Origin of the sequence: Mesorhizobium sp. CO1-1-8, assembly GCF_020164875.1 — a bacterium.
Lineage (GTDB): Bacteria > Pseudomonadota > Alphaproteobacteria > Rhizobiales > Rhizobiaceae > Mesorhizobium.
On the sequence record NZ_JAIUGZ010000001.1, the window covers coordinates 586,923 to 603,195 of the forward strand.

Sequence of the window (16,273 nt, forward strand, 5' to 3'; positions counted from 1 at the left end):
GACATCAACGCTTCGCAAGGCCTTGCGGGCCAGTTGGCCGCACAAGGCCTCGAAACGACGCCCGCGAGGACACCGTCAAAGCAGCCGAACAGTGGCTTGCCTGTTCTCAGGCAGTCGCCTTGCGCTTCGTTGCCTTGGCGACAGCGGCCGACGCTGCTGCCGGCTTGCGGCCAAGTCCCGTCGACTTTGCCAGCGCCGATCGCGTCGCCGAGTAGTTTGGCGCAACCATCGGATAGTCCGGCGGCAAGCCCCATTTGGCCCGATAGTCGTCCGGGCTCAGGCCGTAGTCGGTCCGCAGGTGCCGCTTGAGCGACTTGAACTTCTTTCCGTCCTCAAGGCAGATGATGTAGTCGGGAAACACCGACTTCTTCGGATTGACTGCCGGAACCAGGTTTGGAGTTTCCGCGACAACTGCACCAGCGAGCTTGCGAACCGAAGCACTGACGCTGGCAATCAACTCAGGCAGGCCGGAAGCCGGAAGAGGATTGTTGCCTACATAGGCCGAGACAATATCGGCCGTCAGCTCGATAACGGTCTTATCATCGATATTTGACAATTCTTTCACCTTATTTGCGACAAAATCATCCACCCCAGCGAAGACTTGTGTCGATGTATCTCTTTAACCGCGTCCCCCAACGGACCGCCAAGCCTCATAAAAGAATCAAGAATCGGCAAAAATAGCATTCATGCGAAATCGACGCCGTGCAAATTAGAAAATCTAATACTTGGAACCAGCAGACTTAGCGGCAGGACTTTCGTCCAATATCTCCAGAATACGCTTCCAACGGGCGCAACGCGCGAAATCCTTTTGTTCTATCGCCTTTTCGGCCCTCATCGCGGCGTAAAGCGGTGCCTCGGCGCCGAATTCGTCGATCAGCCAACGCGCTTCCTGAATGGCCAGACGCTCATTCTCGTCAAACATGGTTTTCGGCCTCCGAACGTTCCACACCGACCGCGACACAACTGCCGATGACGAGGATGGCTCCGACAATGGCCGTCACCGTCAGCCGTTCGCCGGACAAGGTCAAAAGCAGGGTCGAAGCGATCGGCGTGAGATAGGCGACCACCGCGACCCTGCCGCTGCCTTCAAGCTTCAAGGCGCGCGACCAGAAATAGTAGCCCAGGCCCATCGGACCGGCGCCGAGATAGAGGCCGAGAGCCAGGTCCGCGCCGACGGGCCAGGTGAAACCGTCGCGAGCGCACCACAGAAACGTCAAAGCGACGCCGATCAAAGACGATGGCAGCAACAGGCGATCCGCTGGGGTGGCGACCCGTCCCACCATGATCGAATAGAAGGCCATGCACAGCGCCGACCCGAATGCGGCGAGATAGCCGACCAGATCGCCCTCGAACCAGGATCGATTGCGCCCTCCCGAAATCACCAGTGCGACGCCGATGAAACCTACCACCGCGGCGAGACCCAACACTGCCGGACGCCGCGGATTTTCCAAGGCAATGACTGCCGCCGCAACCATCAACGGCCAGGTGTAGGCCACCAGATTGGCCTCGATCACCGGCATCGAAGCGAAGGCGACGTATTGCAGCACCATGGTGCCGACCAGACCGATGAAGCCGACCGCGAGAGAGATGAGCGCCGCCCCGGCCGTGACCGGTGCTACTCTTTCCCGGCTCATCAATCGGATGGCGGCGAAGACGAGTGCAGCGCCTGCAAATTGCAGGAACTGGACCTGCGCCACCGGGTGGCTGGCCAGCAGGGATTTGCCGACCAGCGCATTGGTGGACCACAACGCCACCGCACCGGCAGCGAAGACCAACGCGGATATCGAGCCGGATCCCTGCCGAAACAATCGGGATGGGATTCTATTTTGTCGTTCGACCATGATCCTGTCCGAAAACCGGTTCCGACTTTTCGGGATCATGGTTCATTACCATGATTCCCTGGCTCCGCCCGGAGCCGGCGCATCGACGGGGGCGGGCACGGGATGCTCTGCCTCGAACCGACGATAGGCCGGCAGCTGGTTGGTCCAGACATCTTCCGCCAGTTCGCTGACCCACTCACGGTCGTGGTCGTTGTCGGCGGCGAGATAGAACATTCTGTTGTCGTCTACATAGGGTTTGGCCACCGAGCGCTGGTTGAGCACCAGCGTGACGCGCTCGCCGAACCGGATCGGCGCGGTGCGATGCAGGACGCCCAGGAATTGCCCGAGCGTCGCGTAGTTCATCTTGTGATCAATGCGCATGACACTGTTGCGCGGGATCTCGCGGCCGGCTTCGAGAATGGCACGGCCGGTCTCGGAGTCGTCGCAGTAGATTTCGAGGTGGCCGCCGACCAGCGGATTGCTGATCGACAGCGGAATGAGCTCGGTGACCGGAACGCCATCGCAATGCCACTCCACGGCGCCGTCCTTGGGATTCATGAAGGTGACCGTCGAGCCGACGATCGACAGCGGATAGGGCTCCAGCTTGGTGCCCATCATGTCGGACAGCCGCTCCAGGCGCAGCTTGTCATGAAGCAATTCCTTGATCTCGGGGATGAAACGGTCGGCCCCGGTGATGAAGGTCAGATCGAGGTGCTTGTGCACGGCATGGCTGGCCTTGAGCTTCAGGGCAGCCTCCTCGATCGCGGCAAGCAGTGCCGGGTCATAGCCGTGCAGATATTGCGCGACACCGAAACTCGACACTTTCCAGGCGGTTTCATGGCCGATAATGGCTTCTCGGCTCATCGCATAACGCAGTTCGGGAATGGTATGGGCGTTCATTGTACTTCTCCAGGATGGGGGCAACACTTGGTAAACAGTCGATTAATTCACCCACCCCTGTAAAATTAGGAATGCTAGTGCTAGCGTAAGCCCAGCTTAAGGTCGAAACCGTGCGTCTGCTCAGTCAGGTCAACCTCAATTCGTTGAAAATCGTGGAAAGTGCTGCAAGGCACGGGAATTTCACGCGCGCCGGCGAAGAACAGTTCATTACCGCCTCGGCGGTCAGCCAGCGCGTGAAAAGCCTGGAGGATCAGCTTCGTTTCAAGATTTTCCAGCGCGGCGGCAATGCGGTGTCGTTGACGCCGGAGGGCGAGACCTATGTCTCGCGCGTTCGCGAGGCGCTGGAGCGAATCGTCGCCGCCAGCATGGAAGCGACCGGGCAATCGCAGGAGCATGTGCTAAAAATATCGGTGCTGCCGACCTTTGCGGCACGCTGGCTGTTTCCGCGCCTGCCGCTGTTCCAGCAACAATATCCTGATATCGTGATGCGGGTCTCGACCTCCTACGCGACGCATGAGTTCACGGCCTCGGAATTCGATCTCGAAATCCGTTATGGCGACGGTCACTTTCACGGGCTGGAATCCGATCTGCTGTTTCGCGAAGACCTGACACCGGTGTGCAGCCGCAAACTGTTCCACGAAGTCCTCGGCGATAAGCGGCTGTCGAAGGTGACACCGGACGACCTCAAGCACTTCACCCTGCTGCATTCCGACACCTGCACCCAGAATTGGCAATCCTGGCTTGGCTTCGCCGGCGCCAACTTCGTGCTCAGCGAGACCAAGAGCATCTATTTCGACTCGTGCATGATGTCCTACGAGGCAGCCAATTCCGGGATGGGTTTTGCGGTGGCCAACCGTGCCTATATGGCCAGCGACATCCGCGCCGAAAGGCTGGTGGCTCCCTTCGCCGTCCATCATCCGAACACGGCTGGTTGGTATTTTGTCTCTCCGCAGAAAGGCCTTGCCGCACGCAAGGTCCAGCTTTTCAAGCAATGGGTGATGGCGGAAGCGGCTCTGACGCAGTGCCAGTTGGACAGCGAAATCAGGGGCGAGGCTTCGGCCGCCGTCTGAATTTCGGGCAAGCATTTGGTGTGCCGCTAATTTCTGACGTAACGACGATGCTGCAGCACAAAAGGCAGCGATGAGCGCGGGGCTCTCAAACCTTCGGACTCACAACCACAAAACGTCCCCGGGATCAGGCGAAAGCCCTGCCCTCCTCGGTCCGCTGGAAAAGCATCAGGTCCAACCCCAGGCTTGGCCGTCCCAGGATGGTCAGGATCGTATGCGCCTGACCGCGATGGTGGGTCTGGTGGTTGAAGACATGGTCCAGCGCCGGCGCCAGCCTTTGCGAGACGGTGCGCATGTCCGAGACGGTCATGTAGGTGAAGCGGCCCGTCAATGCCTTGTCGCTGAGGCCGCCGACCCAATCGATGATCCTCCTGTCCTCGGCTTCACGCGCCGCCCGCAGGCCGGCCAACCCCCGATGCAGGATGGCGTCCAGCGTCGTCGGCGCGTCGCCCTCGCCGGTGAAGCGCTTCATCCAGATGCGGTCGGCAGTCAAAAGGTGGTTGAGCGTGCCCATCATCGAGCCGAAGAAGGCGCCGACATCGCGGTTGAATTCCTCATCATTGAGTTCGGCGGCGGCATCATAGATGCGGCCATTGGCCCATTGATTATAGGCCGCAAACATCATGAAATGCTGTCTCATGGCTTCCCTCGGCTCGCGTCGATGCGGGGCCTACCTAACCCGCGAGGGAGCCCCCGCCAATGACCATTCTGCTCTATGATCTCGTCGGACGCGACACCACACGCCCGTTCAGCCCGCATTGCAGGAAGGCGACGATGGCGCTCGCCCACAAGGGGCTCGACACATCGACCGTACCGACGCGCTTTCTCGAGGTGCCCGCTGTTGAGGGCGGCGTTTCGAAAACCGTCCCGGTGATTCGCGACGGCGAGACGGTCGTCGCGGATTCCTTCGCCATCGCGCTCTATCTCGATGAAACCTACCCGGACCGGCCGACGCTGTTTGGCGGTGAAGGCGGCAAGGCGATGGCGCGCTTCATCGAACGCTGGTCGCAAGTGACCATTCATCCCTACGTAACCACCGCGGCCATCATGGACCTTCATGCCATGCAGGACGCGGAAAACGCCGTCTATTTCCGCCAGAACCGGGAGCAGCGTCTTGGCAAGCGGCTGGAGGAGGTGATGGCCGCCAGGGAGGCCGGGCTCAGCAATTTCAGAGCCTCACTGGAGCCACTGCGCTCGATGCTCTTCTATCAGCCATTCATCGGCGGCGCGTCGCCGCTGTTTGCCGACTATATCGTCTTCGGCGCGCTGCAGTGGGCACGGATAGCCTCGCCCTACCAACTGCTCGACGACGGCGACGCGGTGGCGCAGTGGTTCGACCGCTGCCTCGACCTGCATGGCGAGCTGGGACGAAAGGTGGCCGCAGCAGCTTGACGCCGTAAAGCTTACTTGGTCGCCGCCTTCTTTGGCTTGCCGGCCTTCGTGGCAGCCTTTGCCTCCTCCTTGGGGGCGGCCTTTGCCTTGGCGACGCCAGCTGCCTTCCTGGTCGGCTTTTTGGCTGCTGATTTGCCCGCGGCGTCCTCCTGCTCGACATCGGCCGCCGCCTGATGCCAATGGCGCTCATGATGTCCAGCCGGCTGGCCCTCTTGCAGCCAGAGCTGGTGCGCACGGTTGCGAATGCGTTCCTGACGATCGTCTGTCATGGTCATGATGTCTCCATACGGCCCGACCTCAGCGCGGCGCCGACACGCCACTATAGCAAGCAACGCGTTGCTGTGCAGCCTCCGCCTCGCCGACCCGTTCCTCACCCCTTGGCAATAGGCCGGGCGGCTTGTATAGAGCCCGCCACTCTCAATTCCATCCTCAGACAAGGACGACCCATGGCGCTCGAACGCACATTTTCCATGATCAAGCCGGACGCAACCCGGCGCAATCTCACCGGCGCCATCACAAGGATGCTGGAAGAGGCAGGCCTGCGCGTCATCGCCTCGCGCCGGGTCTGGATGAGCCGCCGCGAAGCGGAAGGCTTCTATGCCGTCCACAAGGACCGTCCTTTCTTCGGCGAATTGGTTGAATTCATGTCGTCGGCGCCGACCGTCGTCCAGGTGCTGGAAGGCGAGAACGCCATTGCCAGGAACCGCGAAGTGATGGGCGCCACGAACCCGGCCAACGCCGCCGAAGGCACCATCCGCAAGGTTCATGCGCTGTCGATCGGCGAAAACTCCGTGCACGGCTCCGACGCGCCTGAGACCGCGGCAGAAGAGATCAAGTACTGGTTCTCGGACACCGAGATCGTCGGCTGAGCCGACAACCCAGATTTTGGATTACGAGAAAGGCCGGCGTTTCGTCGGCTTTTCCCGTGGATTCTCAGCTTGCCGCGCTAAATCGCAGGATCTCGCGGCCGTCCTTGTCGGCAATGATGAGCTTGCCGGCATCGACACGGTATGACGCCGCCTTGGCCAATGCGTCGAACAGCGCCCTTTCCTCGGCCATCACCTCCGCCGTGCAGCCTTTGTGCGTCGAGACGATGTCGCCGATGGCGATCGACGGGCCATCGACCTTGACGGGAGCGGAATAGGTGTTGCAGGGGCCGCTGCCGCCCGCCTTGCCGGCCTCGCTGACCCTGAACGTCGCTTGCGGGGCAGCAATGACGCCGATCCCGTCGACATAGTCGACCAGCCAGAGCTGGTCAAAGACCATGGGCTCGGCGCTCGGCGTGACCATCTTCAGCATGATGGTCTGCGGCACGTCGGCCAGCGGATCGACTTGATGGCGCATATCGGAGATGAACAGCAGCTTGTCGTCCACGGTGATGCGGGCTTGCAACGCGTAAGTCATCTGCGACCGGATGACGGAAGGGTCGAATTTGATCTCGAAGCTGATCGGCACCTGGCCGGTCGGCTTCACTTTCTGCTCGCCGATAATGGTGGCCGGTGCATCGGCCAGCGAGACATCGGCAAGTTGCACGGAGAGCACGGCACTGGGCGGCAAGGCGATGCGTTCGCGATAGATCACCTCGCCTCTCACAGCGTTTTCGGCGGCGACAGACTGCTCAGGCACGGCCAATATGCCGACGACCAGAGGCACGAAACCGAAGACGAAGAACTCCGCGATCCTGTCCAGCATGACCATCTCCCTCGCCCAGGGCTGCCAATGCCCAGGCTGACCAATTCCGCCAATTGGCCAAAGGATTGCGGTCAATGCATGGCTGCGGCGGATCTTATTCGGGCGTTTTCCAGCGTTGCGCGGCCGTTGCATCGGCGTCCTTGGCCTCGACCCAGCCACCCTCCGAGCCGTCAGCCCGATGCTCCTTCTTCCAGAAAGGCGCGCGCGATTTGAGATAGTCCATGAGAAAATTCGCCGCCTCGAACGCCGCATGGCGGTGCGCGGAGACTGCCACCACCAGCACGATGTTCTCGCCGGGCGCGATCTTCCCGTGGCGGTGGATGGCGGTGAGCCCCTGCAAGGGCCAACGCTCGACCGCTTCAGCAGCGATGCGGGCGATTTCCGCTTCGGCCATACCGGGATAATGTTCGAGCTCGAGCGCCGAGAGCGCGCCCTGCTCGTCGCGGCAAAGGCCTGAAAAGGTCACCACGGCGCCTATATCGGCGCGGCCTTGCGTTAGTCTGGCGATCTCGGCGGCGACATCAAAGTCTTGGCGCTGAATGCGCACGACAGGTAAGACCGCGCCGGTCATATCAGCCCCCGGTCATCGGCGGGAACAGCGCGATTTCGCGGGCGCCCGCGATCTTCTCGCGGTGCTCGACATGCTCCTGGTTGATGGCGACGCGGATCACATCGGGATATCGCAGCGCGTGCTCATAGCCCTCGCCGCGCGATTTCAGCCAGCGCAGGAGATCGGCGACCGTCTCGATGCCGGCAGGCAGGTCGACATCCTCCTCAGGCATGCCGATGCGTTCGCGCACCCAGGCAAAATAAATGAGCCGGGTCGTCATCTCACTCGTCCATGATGTGCTTGAGGCCGGCGCGGAAATAGTCGTAGCCCGTATAGAGTGTCACCAACGCCGCGATCCACAGCAGGACCAGCCCGGTCTGGGTGGTTAGCGGAAAGATCTTGTCGCCGGCCGGTCCGGCCAAGAGGAACGCTATGGCGACCATCTGGATGGCGGTCTTCCATTTTGCCAGCTGCGTCACCGGCACCGAGACTTTCAGCGCCGCCAGATATTCGCGCAGGCCCGAGACAAGGATTTCCCGGCACAGGATGATGATCGCGGCCCACAACGACCAGCCGGCAATGCCCGCATGGCGATCGGTATCGGCGGCCAGCAGCAGCAGGCAGGTGGCGACCAGCAGCTTGTCGGCGATCGGGTCGAGCATCTTGCCGATGTTGGAGGTCTGCTGCCAGGCACGCGCCAGATAGCCATCCAGATAATCGGTGATCGAGGCGAGCAGGAAGATGATCAGCGCCGACCAGCGGGCGAAGTCGCTCGACTTCAGATGTCCTTCGAGAAAAAAGCACAGCACCACCAGCGGCACCGCGACGATGCGGGCGTAGGTGAGCATGTTGGGCAGGTTGAACGCGCGCTTGGCCATGTCTGGGAAACTCTTTCTGCCTGCCTACTCAAATCAGATGCGAATGTAGGGGGTCAACAGGCCAGATTCGACAGGCCAGATGAAAGTGCCGGATTTTTCAGCTCTCGTGGAAGTGATTGTAGACCAGTTTCGCCACCTGTTCGGAAATTCCGTCGACTTTCCGCAGATCCTCGATGGCCGCGCGGCTGACCGCCTTGGCGGTGCCGAATGCCAGCAGCAATGCCCGCTTGCGGCCGGGACCGATGCCGCTGATCTCGTCGAGCGGGCTCTTGACCATCTCCTTCTTGCGGCGGGCCCGATGCGAACCGATCGCGAAGCGGTGGACCTCGTCGCGCAGGCGCTGGACGAAATAGAGCACGGGATCGCGGACCGGCAGCGAAAATGAGTCCCTGCCTTTGACGAAGAAACGCTCGCGGCCGGCGTCGCGGTCCTGGCCCTTGGCGATGCCGATCGCAACCACGCGGTCCTCGATGCCGAGATCCGAGAGGATCTTGCGCACCGCGGTCATCTGGCCCTGGCCACCGTCGATCAGGATGACATCGGGCCAGGCCGGGAAACTGCCGGAGATATCGTCCTCCATATCGTCTGCCGAACCATCAACTGCATCGCCAGCCGGGACATCGCCATGCTCCTTCAGCAGGCGCGAAAAACGTCGTTCCATCATCTCGCGCATCATGCCGAAATCGTCGCCAGGCGTGATCTCGGTCGAGCGAATGTTGAATTTCCGGTACTGGTTCTTCACAAACCCTTCCGGTCCGGCGACGACCATGGCGCCGACCGCGTTGGTGCCCATGATGTGCGAATTGTCGTAGACCTCGATGCGCACCGGCGGCTTGGCCAGGCCGAATGTCTCGGCGAAACCGGCAAGCAGGCGTCCTTGGGTGGAGGTTTCAGCCAGTCGGCGTCCGAGCGCTTCGCGGGCATTCTGCAGGGCGTTGTCGGTCAGGTCTTTCTTTTCGCCGCGCTGCGGCACCGAGATCGCGACTTTGCGGCCGGCGCGGGTGGAGAGCGCCTCGGCCAGCAGTTCCTGATCCTCGACGCCATGCGACAGAAGAATGTTCCGCGGCGTCGGCTTGTCGTCATAGAACTGCGCCAGGAACGACCCCAACACCTCGGCTGCTTCCAACGCCGGATCGGCCTTGGGGAAATAGGCGCGGTTGCCCCAGTTCTGGCCGGTGCGGAAGAAGAACACCTGGATGCAGACCTGGCCGCCTTCCTGATGGATGGCGAAGACATCGGCTTCGTCGACGGTCGCCGGATTGATGCCCTGGTGGCTCTGCACATGCGACAGGGCGGCCAACCGGTCGCGATAGATCGCGGCGCGCTCGAAATCGAGAGCTTCCGACGCCTGCTGCATGGCGGCCGAGATTTCCGTCTTCACCTTCTGGCTGCGGCCGGACAAGAAGTCCTTCGCCTCGCCGACCAGTTCGGCATAGTCCTGATGCGAGACCTCGCCGGTGCAGGGGCCGGCGCAGCGCTTGATCTGATAAAGCAGGCATGGCCGCGTGCGGTTCTCGTAGAACGAGTTGGTGCAACTCCTGAGCAGGAAGGCGCGCTGCAGGGAGTTGATGGTACGGCCAACTGCACCGGCCGAAGCAAAGGGGCCGAAATAGTCGCCTTTGCGCGACCGCGCGCCGCGATGCTTGTAGATGCCGGGCGAAACATGGTCACCGGTCAAAAGGATATAGGGAAACGACTTGTCGTCGCGCATCAGGACGTTGAATCGCGGCCGCAAGCGCTTGATAAGATTTGCTTCGAGCAGCAGCGCTTCGATCTCGGTGCGGGTGACGACGAACTCCATCGTCGACGTCTCGCGCACCATGCGGCCGATGCGGGTGGTGTGGAAACGGCCTTGCGCGTAGTTGGTAACGCGCTTCTTCAGGCTGCGCGCCTTGCCGACATAGAGCACATCGCCGGCAGCGTTCATCATGCGGTAGACGCCGGGCGCGTTGGGCAGCCGCTTGACCAGCGTCTGGATCACCTCGGCGCCGATCATGCCTTCCGCGTCGCCGGCATGCGGCGTCCAGTCGATGGCGGTGAAGGCGACATCGGGACCGACGGTTTCAACGATCTCCTCGACCGCCTCGTCCTCGAGGTCGATATCGGGGGGCAGATCGTCGGCGCCGCCGCGCGGCTTGCTTTTGTGGTCTACAGGACTCATTCCGTCATGCCTGTCACATCGGGCGTCCGCCACGCAAGATGCTGGCCGCCATCAAGCGCGATCATCTGGCCAGTGACCGAGCGCGCTTCCCAGAGATAGCGGATCGTGGCGCCGAATTCCGGCAATTCCGGGCCGCGCTTGAGGATCAAGCCATCGACCTGTGCGGCAAAATCGCTGTCGTCCTGACGCGCGTTCTTCAGAGTCGGCCCCGGGCCGATGGCATTGACGCGGATGCGGGGACCGAGCGCTTGCGCCATCATCTGGGTGGCCGTCCACAGCGTCGATTTGGACAGCGCATAAGAGAAATAGCGCGGCGTCGGCCGCCAGACGCGCTGGTCGATCATGTTGACGATCAAGCCCTCCTGCCCTGCCGGCAACGCCCGGGCAAAATTCTGCGCCAGGAGCGCGGGTGCTTTCACATGGACGGCAAAGTGCCGGTCCCAGGCCCGCCAATCGAAATCCAGAACCGAATCGTCCTCGAACTGCGACGCATTGTTGACCAGCAGCCGGATCGGCCCGAGCGCCGCTTGCGCCTGGCCGACAAGATCGCCAACGGCATCCATATCGGTCAGGTCGGCGGCGACCACGGCGGCGCGGCCACCTCCGGCGATGACTTCGGCAGCCAACGCATCGGCCTCGGTGCGCGAGTGGTTGCAATGGATGGCGACGGCAAAACCGTGGGCGGCGAGATCCTCGACGATTGCCCTGCCGATCCGCCTGGCCCCGCCCGTCACCAGCGCCGGGACAGTGGCTTTGCTCATATGGTGTCAATCCTCAATTTCGGCCCGAAAAAGCAGTGCCGGCGAAATATGGCCCGGCATGCGTTAAATGGTGTTCGCACGTTGGGCAGCATTGTGGCGAAACGGCCGTTTGATATCCCGACCCGCCTTGGACTCAGGTGTGCCCGACCGCAATATAGGGTGCTGGAGTCCTTGTACCAAGCGGTGTGCAGCGCAGCACGGCATGGTTCCTGCCATTTCGCTGTTGCCAAGATGCAACGTCAAGGTTCTGCCTCATTCGTGCCGGGGAATGACCCAAGTTCAGGTTCGCTTCAGCCGCATTTTGACACGACATTTGGAACCGACGAACGCCAGATCCGTTTCACCCCCCGGACGGGTCGATGGCGATCGTGAGAAACAAGCCTGTGTCCTGTGGCTTAAGGAGTAAAGAACAATGCAAGCCAATCTAAAATTCGCACGGCCGCTGGCCGTGGCGCTCGGCCTCTTCGCCCTCAGCGGAACTGCGTATGCTGCTGACGTGGTTTCGGAAGAGCCGCCGGCACCTGCGCCGATCGCTGAGCTTCCGGTCGCTTCGTGGGCCGGTCCCTACGCCGGTCTCAACGTCGGCTACGGCTTCAGCGGCCATACCAAGGAAAAGGATCTGGGTGTTGACAATGTTGACGTCGGCACCAAGGGTTTCGTCGGCAGCGTCTTCGGCGGCTATCAGTGGCAGCAGGAGAACTTCGTCTACGGCGCTGAAGCCGAACTCGGCTACAACGGCGTCAAGGGCGACGAGGATGGCGTCAATTCCAAGGCCGGCTTCGAGGGTTCGTTGCGAGCTCGTCTCGGCTACGCCGTGACCCCCGAAATCCTGCTCTATGGCACCGGCGGTCTCGCCGGAAGGAGCCTGAAGGTCGAAGATGACGTATATGGTTCGGACCGCGCCACCATGCTCGGCTGGACCGCCGGTCTCGGCACCGACATCAAGCTGACCGACAATGTCTTCGGCCGCGTCGAGTATCGTTACACCGACTTCGGCAGCAAGAGCTTCGATGGTATCGGCAAGGTCAAGGCCACCGACAACCGCGTCACCTTCGGCGTCGGTATGAAGTTCTAAGTCGTTCAAGCCACGACACGAAAAAGCCGGGCCTCGTGCCCGGCTTTTTTTGTGTCTGAGTGGTTTCCCGGGTGATCGAACTGATAACCGGGGAAATCAATTCCGGATCGGCTATCAACCGGGAATGCAGGGCTTCAGTTCTGGAAACTTCTCGTCGAAGCGCGCAGCCCATCGTGTCAGCCGGGCGCGACCCTTTTCCCATTTTCCGGCAAAGCGCAGCGCGAGATAGCCAAGGCAGGCGCGCAGCGCCATCTGGCCGGCGGTGATCTTTTTCGGCAGCTTCGGCGGATTGGCATTGAGCAGGTCGAGTGCCGCCGTGATCTTCGCCCACTGGCGATCGAGCCAAGGCTGATAAACCATCTCCTCGGGCCGCGTGCGCCGTTCATAGACCATCGACAGCGCGCAGTCGCAAATGCCGTCGGCCAATGCCTCCAGCACTTCCGCCTCGAGCCGCTTGTCGGGATTGCGTGGAAAAAGCGCGTTCTTCGACAAACGGTTGAGATACTGGGTGATGGCGCGACTGTCATGGATGGCGCGCCCGTCATCAAGCACCAGAACCGGGATCTTGCCGAGCGGGTTGGCGCCGGTCAGTTCAGCCGGTTTGTCCTCGGTTCTGACCGCCACCGTTTCGATGTCGATGCCGGCATAGGCTGCTGCCATGCGCACTTTGGAACTGTAGGGAGAGGTGGACGCATAGAGCAGTCTGGGCATGATCGGCTTCCTGTTTTGCAGGCCGGCAGTGTTGACCGATCAGGCGCGATCGAGCAATGGCCACAAGCGGAAAACCCAGCCGCCAGCGAGCGACGCATCGGCCAGGGCCGTTTAGCGAGCGCTCCAAGAAGACGGCGCTTCACCATGGTCGCCGAGTTGCCGGGATCGCACGGATCAGCCAGCCAACAGGCAAGACCGAAGAGCCTACCGCCGATATTTCATCACCCGCATGAATAACACAAAAAAGCCCCACCGGACTCCGCCCTATGGCGAAGTCCTGGGAGCTGCGAAAAGATATCCTCCGTCCGCCTCTGTTCTCGCCTTCCGACTGCCTAAACAACGAGCGGGGCGCCTGTCAGGCACCCGCCCTTGACTGTTTCGGCACCGCCTTCGGCGAGGGAAGACGCGACTACTTCTTGCCGGCCTTGGCCGCCGCGGCCTTCGGCTTGGCCGCAGGTGCCGCTTTCTTCACCGGTGCTGAAGATTTCGCTGCCGCAGCCTTCTTTGCCGGAGCAGCCTTCGCAGCCGGCTTCTTGGCAGGTGCAGCCTTGGCAGCCGGTTTCTTGGCAGGTGCTGCCTTCTTCGCTGCGGGTTTCACCGCGGCTTTCGCTGCAGGCTTCTTGGCCGGCGCCGCCTTCGCAGCCGGCTTTGCCGCTGCCTTGGCGGGTGCTGCCTTCTTCACTGCCGGTTTTGCAGCAGCTTTCGCTGCCGGCTTCTTGGCCGGTGCTGCTTTCGCCTTGGCCGCCGCGGCCTTCGGCTTGGCAGCGGGTGCTGCTTTCTTCACTGCAGCTGCGACCTTTGCCGTCGCTGCTTTTGCGGGTGCTTTCTTTGCCGGTGCTTTGGACGCCGGCGCTTTGGATGACTGCTTAGCCATGCGATGCCCCTTCCTTTGTGCCGACGGCCGTAATGACCCGGCGCGCTCATGCATATCTGACTCGCGGCTTGCTAGCCAGCGAAGCAATAGACTGATTTTCGCAGCTTAAATTTCGGTTACGATCGGCACATGATCGTGCTGATCGTCGCAGAAACTCACTGCTGATCTTCGACCAATGGCTAGAATGTGTCGCCGACATTCTCCACACTCCGCGGGACCGCTCCTCTCGTGAAGCTCCGAAGATCAGTGAACAGCTTTGGGTGTCGATCGTCGGCCGCCGATATCATGACCGCCGCCTCATCGGTGCGATCATCTCGTGCAGGCGGACGATCTATACTGCAATGCGACAGCGGGTCGGTGCATCGTCTTGTCAAGCACGATCGCAGACCGGCTTGCTCGTGAATTGACAGACAACTCTACATGACAGAGTATTCTGTACAGCATGCGGAGCACTTCAATGTCGATCGCACAGGAGCAAGCGGCGCTGTCGCCGTTCGAGATTGCCAAGACGGTCCGCCACGGCGGCAGCATGGTTGTCCGCGACCTCCGGCTTGGCTGCGCCGGAGCCAATCGATGAGTGCCGACGAAATCATCCACCAGAGCACTCGGCTCAGGATCATGGCCGCGCTGAGTATGCTGGAAAGGCGTCAAACGCTGGACTTCACCGGGCTGAAGGCCATCGTGGACGTCACCGACGGCAATCTCGGCGCGCATCTCGATACGCTGGCCAGGGCCGGTTATGTCGACATCGAAAAGCTGTTCGTCGGCCGCCGGCCGCAGACGCGCGTCAAGGCGACGACGAGCGGACGGCGCGCCTTCCGCGGCCACGCGGCATTCCTGCGCAAGATCCTCGATCAGGCCGAGGCGGCGGCGCGCAGGAAATAGCGTGGTGACCGGGCAATCCTGCGCGATGCGCATTTCCGTCACGGCTGATAGCCGAGGCAGATGGCGCCGAGCGCAACGATGGCGCAGGCGCCGACCCGCCGCGGCGTCAGCGCCTCGCCTAGGAACAGGCGTCCGATGAAGGCCGCGAAGACGACGCTGGTTTCGCGGATCGCGGTGATTGGACCTGCCGGTCCAAGCGCGAAGGCCGCGACCACGACACCGTAGGCCAGTAGTGCAAACAGGCCGCCGCCCAGCGCCTTCCAGGTCTCCGGCGCACGCAGGTCGGCTATGAGCCGGCCACGGCAGGCGACGAAGGCCGCCGGCAGCAACACGCCGTAGATCAGCAGGACCCATGCGGTGTAGGCACCGGCGTTTCCCGCCGCCCGAACGCCGAGCGCATCGACCGTCGCGTACGCGGCGATGATAGCTCCCGTTGCCAACGCATAGAATATCGATGTCGTGGCGGCCCTGCCCCTTCCGAGAGAAAGGCCCATGATGCCGCCCGCGACCAGCGCGACACCGATGGTCTGCGGCAGAGTGAGCTGCTGGTTGGCCAGGAAGAAGCCGCCGAGCGTGACAAGCAGCGGCACGCTGCCGCGAACGATCGGATAGACCTGTCCCAGCTCGCCATATCTGTAGGCGGCCACCAGAAACAAACTGTAGCCAACCTGCAGGCTGGCCGAGAGCACGATGTAGGACCAGGCCGGCGCGGCTGGAAGGGCGTGAAAGAAGGCAAAGGGGATGGCGAGCGCCGTACTGGAAAAGCTCATGACGGTGACGGTCCACAACCTGTCGGCCCCCGTGCGCAGGAACGCGTTCCAGGTTGCGTGCAGGATCGCCGCAAACAATGCGAGCCCGATGACCAGCGGGCTCATTGCGGCCTGCGCGAAGCAGCGACGATGCCCATGGCCGCCTTGCGGGCGTCGCGAATGGCGGCGTCGGCCTGTCCCATCTGCGCCAGCAAGGTCGCACCTTCGATCAGCATAAGCAGTGTCGCCGCCACGCTCTCGGCGCGGCCGCGCGGCATCACCTCTTCGAGGATAGACCGCATGCGCCGCTTGAGGCCGTTCTTCTGCCTGACTACGGCCTTGAAAACCGGATGCCCGGGATCGCCGAACTCGGCCAGCGCATGTGCGAACAGACAGCCATGGAAATCCGCACTGCGGAACCAGCGTGCATGCCAGTCGAAGATTCTTCCGATTTTCTGTTCCGGCGGAATGCCCTCTTGGGCGAGCCGGTCGAGTTGGCGGTCGAAACGCATAGCGCGATAGTCGAGCACCTCGACGATCAGTTCGTCCTTGCTGGGAAAGTGGCGATACATCGTCATCTTGGCCACATCGGCCTCGGCGATGATCCGGTCGATACCGGTCGCATGGAAGCCGGCCCGCTTGAACAGCACGTAGGCCGTTTCAACGACGTGCTGGCGCTTATCGGAAACGGGCGATGGTGTCATGGCGCCTACCGAGTGATGAGACAGGTCTGTCTCACAGCTATGGGACGGATCGCG

21 protein-coding genes are annotated in these 16,273 nt (G+C 61.9%); 5 read left to right on the forward strand and 16 right to left on the reverse strand.

Annotated elements, in window-relative coordinates; all coding sequences use genetic code 11:
* Positions 1–106 precede the first annotated feature (106 nt).
* The 4 genes from LB558_RS03000 to LB558_RS03015 form a co-directional block, all read right to left on the reverse strand.
* Complete coding sequence (locus tag LB558_RS03000) at positions 107–556, reverse strand: MucR family transcriptional regulator (RefSeq protein WP_224696134.1); 450 nt, start codon at positions 554–556, stop codon at positions 107–109.
* Positions 557–718: 162 nt separating this feature from the next.
* The gene (locus tag LB558_RS03005) at positions 719–922 is read right to left on the reverse strand and encodes a hypothetical protein (RefSeq protein WP_224696135.1); all 204 of its coding nucleotides are present in this window, start codon (positions 920–922) and stop codon (positions 719–721) included.
* Positions 915–1,841: a DMT family transporter gene (locus tag LB558_RS03010; protein ID WP_224696136.1), complete on the reverse strand. Its 927-nt coding sequence runs from the start codon at positions 1,839–1,841 to the stop codon at positions 915–917. The genes LB558_RS03005 and LB558_RS03010 overlap by 8 nt, the downstream gene beginning before the upstream one ends.
* A gap of 45 nt (positions 1,842–1,886) precedes the next feature.
* Positions 1,887–2,720 carry a hypothetical protein gene (locus tag LB558_RS03015; protein WP_224696137.1) on the reverse strand — a complete coding sequence of 278 codons (834 nt, stop codon included), beginning with the start codon at positions 2,718–2,720 and terminating at the stop codon, positions 1,887–1,889.
* Positions 2,721–2,830: 110 nt separating this feature from the next.
* On the opposite strand from LB558_RS03015, the gene LB558_RS03020 reads away from it, so the two are divergent.
* On the forward strand, positions 2,831–3,790 hold the full coding sequence (locus LB558_RS03020) for a LysR substrate-binding domain-containing protein (protein ID WP_224696138.1): 960 nt from the start codon (positions 2,831–2,833) through the stop codon (positions 3,788–3,790).
* Positions 3,791–3,914: 124 nt separating this feature from the next.
* Here LB558_RS03020 and LB558_RS03025 read toward each other — a convergent pair whose 3' ends face one another.
* The gene (locus tag LB558_RS03025) at positions 3,915–4,427 is read right to left on the reverse strand and encodes a DinB family protein (RefSeq protein WP_224696139.1); all 513 of its coding nucleotides are present in this window, start codon (positions 4,425–4,427) and stop codon (positions 3,915–3,917) included.
* 59 nt (positions 4,428–4,486) lie between these two features.
* Here LB558_RS03025 and LB558_RS03030 point away from each other — a divergent pair, with 59 nt between their 5' ends.
* Positions 4,487–5,179: a glutathione S-transferase family protein gene (locus LB558_RS03030; RefSeq protein WP_224696140.1), complete on the forward strand. Its 693-nt coding sequence runs from the start codon at positions 4,487–4,489 to the stop codon at positions 5,177–5,179.
* Between the two features lie 11 nt (positions 5,180–5,190).
* On the opposite strand, the gene LB558_RS03035 is transcribed toward LB558_RS03030, so the two are convergent.
* Positions 5,191–5,454 (reverse strand): DUF2934 domain-containing protein, encoded by a 264-nt coding sequence (locus LB558_RS03035; RefSeq protein ID WP_224696141.1) that lies wholly within the window; start codon positions 5,452–5,454, stop codon positions 5,191–5,193.
* 171 nt (positions 5,455–5,625) lie between these two features.
* Here LB558_RS03035 and ndk point away from each other — a divergent pair, with 171 nt between their 5' ends.
* Positions 5,626–6,048, forward strand: coding sequence for a nucleoside-diphosphate kinase (gene ndk, locus LB558_RS03040; protein ID WP_013532476.1), 423 nt, complete (start codon positions 5,626–5,628; stop codon positions 6,046–6,048).
* Between the two features lie 64 nt (positions 6,049–6,112).
* Here the strand turns inward: ndk and LB558_RS03045 are convergent, their stop codons facing one another.
* The 6 genes from LB558_RS03045 to LB558_RS03070 form a co-directional block, all read right to left on the reverse strand.
* The gene (locus LB558_RS03045; protein ID WP_224696142.1) at positions 6,113–6,871 is read right to left on the reverse strand and encodes a YbaY family lipoprotein; all 759 of its coding nucleotides are present in this window, start codon (positions 6,869–6,871) and stop codon (positions 6,113–6,115) included.
* Between the two features lie 94 nt (positions 6,872–6,965).
* Positions 6,966–7,442: a molybdenum cofactor biosynthesis protein MoaE gene (locus tag LB558_RS03050; protein ID WP_224696143.1), complete on the reverse strand. Its 477-nt coding sequence runs from the start codon at positions 7,440–7,442 to the stop codon at positions 6,966–6,968.
* Between the two features lies 1 nt (position 7,443).
* Positions 7,444–7,701: a molybdopterin converting factor subunit 1 gene (gene moaD, locus LB558_RS03055; protein ID WP_224696144.1), complete on the reverse strand. Its 258-nt coding sequence runs from the start codon at positions 7,699–7,701 to the stop codon at positions 7,444–7,446.
* A gap of 1 nt (position 7,702) precedes the next feature.
* Positions 7,703–8,299 (reverse strand): CDP-diacylglycerol--glycerol-3-phosphate 3-phosphatidyltransferase, encoded by a 597-nt coding sequence (gene pgsA / locus LB558_RS03060; protein WP_023673449.1) that lies wholly within the window; start codon positions 8,297–8,299, stop codon positions 7,703–7,705.
* A 97-nt stretch (positions 8,300–8,396) separates the two neighbouring features.
* Positions 8,397–10,460, reverse strand: a complete 2,064-nt coding sequence (uvrC, locus tag LB558_RS03065; protein WP_224696145.1) for an excinuclease ABC subunit UvrC — start codon at positions 10,458–10,460, stop codon at positions 8,397–8,399.
* Positions 10,457–11,221: an SDR family oxidoreductase gene (locus LB558_RS03070; protein ID WP_224696146.1), complete on the reverse strand. Its 765-nt coding sequence runs from the start codon at positions 11,219–11,221 to the stop codon at positions 10,457–10,459. The genes uvrC and LB558_RS03070 overlap by 4 nt, the downstream gene beginning before the upstream one ends.
* 412 nt (positions 11,222–11,633) lie before the next feature.
* Between LB558_RS03070 and LB558_RS03075 the strand changes: the two genes are divergently transcribed.
* The gene (locus LB558_RS03075) at positions 11,634–12,296 is read left to right on the forward strand and encodes an outer membrane protein (RefSeq protein ID WP_127260644.1); all 663 of its coding nucleotides are present in this window, start codon (positions 11,634–11,636) and stop codon (positions 12,294–12,296) included.
* A 114-nt stretch (positions 12,297–12,410) separates the two neighbouring features.
* Here LB558_RS03075 and LB558_RS03080 read toward each other — a convergent pair whose 3' ends face one another.
* Positions 12,411–13,007, reverse strand: a complete 597-nt coding sequence (locus tag LB558_RS03080) for a glutathione S-transferase family protein (RefSeq protein WP_224696147.1) — start codon at positions 13,005–13,007, stop codon at positions 12,411–12,413.
* A 409-nt stretch (positions 13,008–13,416) separates the two neighbouring features.
* Entirely contained in the window at positions 13,417–13,791 is a 375-nt protein-coding gene (locus LB558_RS03085; protein WP_224696148.1) for a hypothetical protein, read from the reverse strand.
* A 663-nt stretch (positions 13,792–14,454) separates the two neighbouring features.
* On the opposite strand from LB558_RS03085, the gene LB558_RS03090 reads away from it, so the two are divergent.
* Positions 14,455–14,766 (forward strand): transcriptional regulator, encoded by a 312-nt coding sequence (locus tag LB558_RS03090; RefSeq protein WP_127260640.1) that lies wholly within the window; start codon positions 14,455–14,457, stop codon positions 14,764–14,766.
* 38 nt (positions 14,767–14,804) lie between these two features.
* On the opposite strand, the gene LB558_RS03095 is transcribed toward LB558_RS03090, so the two are convergent.
* Complete coding sequence (locus tag LB558_RS03095) at positions 14,805–15,641, reverse strand: DMT family transporter (protein WP_224696149.1); 837 nt, start codon at positions 15,639–15,641, stop codon at positions 14,805–14,807.
* Positions 15,638–16,219, reverse strand: coding sequence for a TetR/AcrR family transcriptional regulator (locus tag LB558_RS03100; RefSeq protein WP_127260638.1), 582 nt, complete (start codon positions 16,217–16,219; stop codon positions 15,638–15,640). Before LB558_RS03100 ends, LB558_RS03095 begins: the two co-directional genes overlap by 4 nt.
* Positions 16,220–16,273: the final 54 nt, after the last annotated feature.

Excerpts from the sequence above, each read along its gene's own strand:
- LB558_RS03100 (WP_127260638.1), bottom strand. The coding sequence starts at position 16,219 with ATGACACCATCGCCCGTTTCCGATAAGCGCCAGCACGTCGTTGAAACG.
- LB558_RS03010 (WP_224696136.1), bottom strand. The coding sequence starts at position 1,841 with ATGGTCGAACGACAAAATAGAATCCCATCCCGATTGTTTCGGCAGGGA.
- pgsA (WP_023673449.1), bottom strand. The coding sequence starts at position 8,299 with ATGGCCAAGCGCGCGTTCAACCTGCCCAACATGCTCACCTACGCCCGC.
- LB558_RS03015 (WP_224696137.1), bottom strand. The coding sequence starts at position 2,720 with ATGAACGCCCATACCATTCCCGAACTGCGTTATGCGATGAGCCGAGAA.
- uvrC (WP_224696145.1), bottom strand. The coding sequence starts at position 10,460 with ATGAGTCCTGTAGACCACAAAAGCAAGCCGCGCGGCGGCGCCGACGAT.
- LB558_RS03045 (WP_224696142.1), bottom strand. The coding sequence starts at position 6,871 with ATGCTGGACAGGATCGCGGAGTTCTTCGTCTTCGGTTTCGTGCCTCTG.
- LB558_RS03090 (WP_127260640.1), top strand. The coding sequence starts at position 14,455 with ATGAGTGCCGACGAAATCATCCACCAGAGCACTCGGCTCAGGATCATG.
- ndk (WP_013532476.1), top strand. The coding sequence starts at position 5,626 with ATGGCGCTCGAACGCACATTTTCCATGATCAAGCCGGACGCAACCCGG.
- LB558_RS03070 (WP_224696146.1), bottom strand. The coding sequence starts at position 11,221 with ATGAGCAAAGCCACTGTCCCGGCGCTGGTGACGGGCGGGGCCAGGCGG.
- LB558_RS03035 (WP_224696141.1), bottom strand. The coding sequence starts at position 5,454 with ATGACCATGACAGACGATCGTCAGGAACGCATTCGCAACCGTGCGCAC.
- LB558_RS03005 (WP_224696135.1), bottom strand. The coding sequence starts at position 922 with ATGTTTGACGAGAATGAGCGTCTGGCCATTCAGGAAGCGCGTTGGCTG.
- LB558_RS03080 (WP_224696147.1), bottom strand. The coding sequence starts at position 13,007 with ATGCCCAGACTGCTCTATGCGTCCACCTCTCCCTACAGTTCCAAAGTG.
- LB558_RS03030 (WP_224696140.1), top strand. The coding sequence starts at position 4,487 with ATGACCATTCTGCTCTATGATCTCGTCGGACGCGACACCACACGCCCG.
- moaD (WP_224696144.1), bottom strand. The coding sequence starts at position 7,701 with ATGACGACCCGGCTCATTTATTTTGCCTGGGTGCGCGAACGCATCGGC.
- LB558_RS03050 (WP_224696143.1), bottom strand. The coding sequence starts at position 7,442 with ATGACCGGCGCGGTCTTACCTGTCGTGCGCATTCAGCGCCAAGACTTT.
- LB558_RS03075 (WP_127260644.1), top strand. The coding sequence starts at position 11,634 with ATGCAAGCCAATCTAAAATTCGCACGGCCGCTGGCCGTGGCGCTCGGC.
- LB558_RS03095 (WP_224696149.1), bottom strand. The coding sequence starts at position 15,641 with ATGAGCCCGCTGGTCATCGGGCTCGCATTGTTTGCGGCGATCCTGCAC.
- LB558_RS03025 (WP_224696139.1), bottom strand. The coding sequence starts at position 4,427 with ATGAGACAGCATTTCATGATGTTTGCGGCCTATAATCAATGGGCCAAT.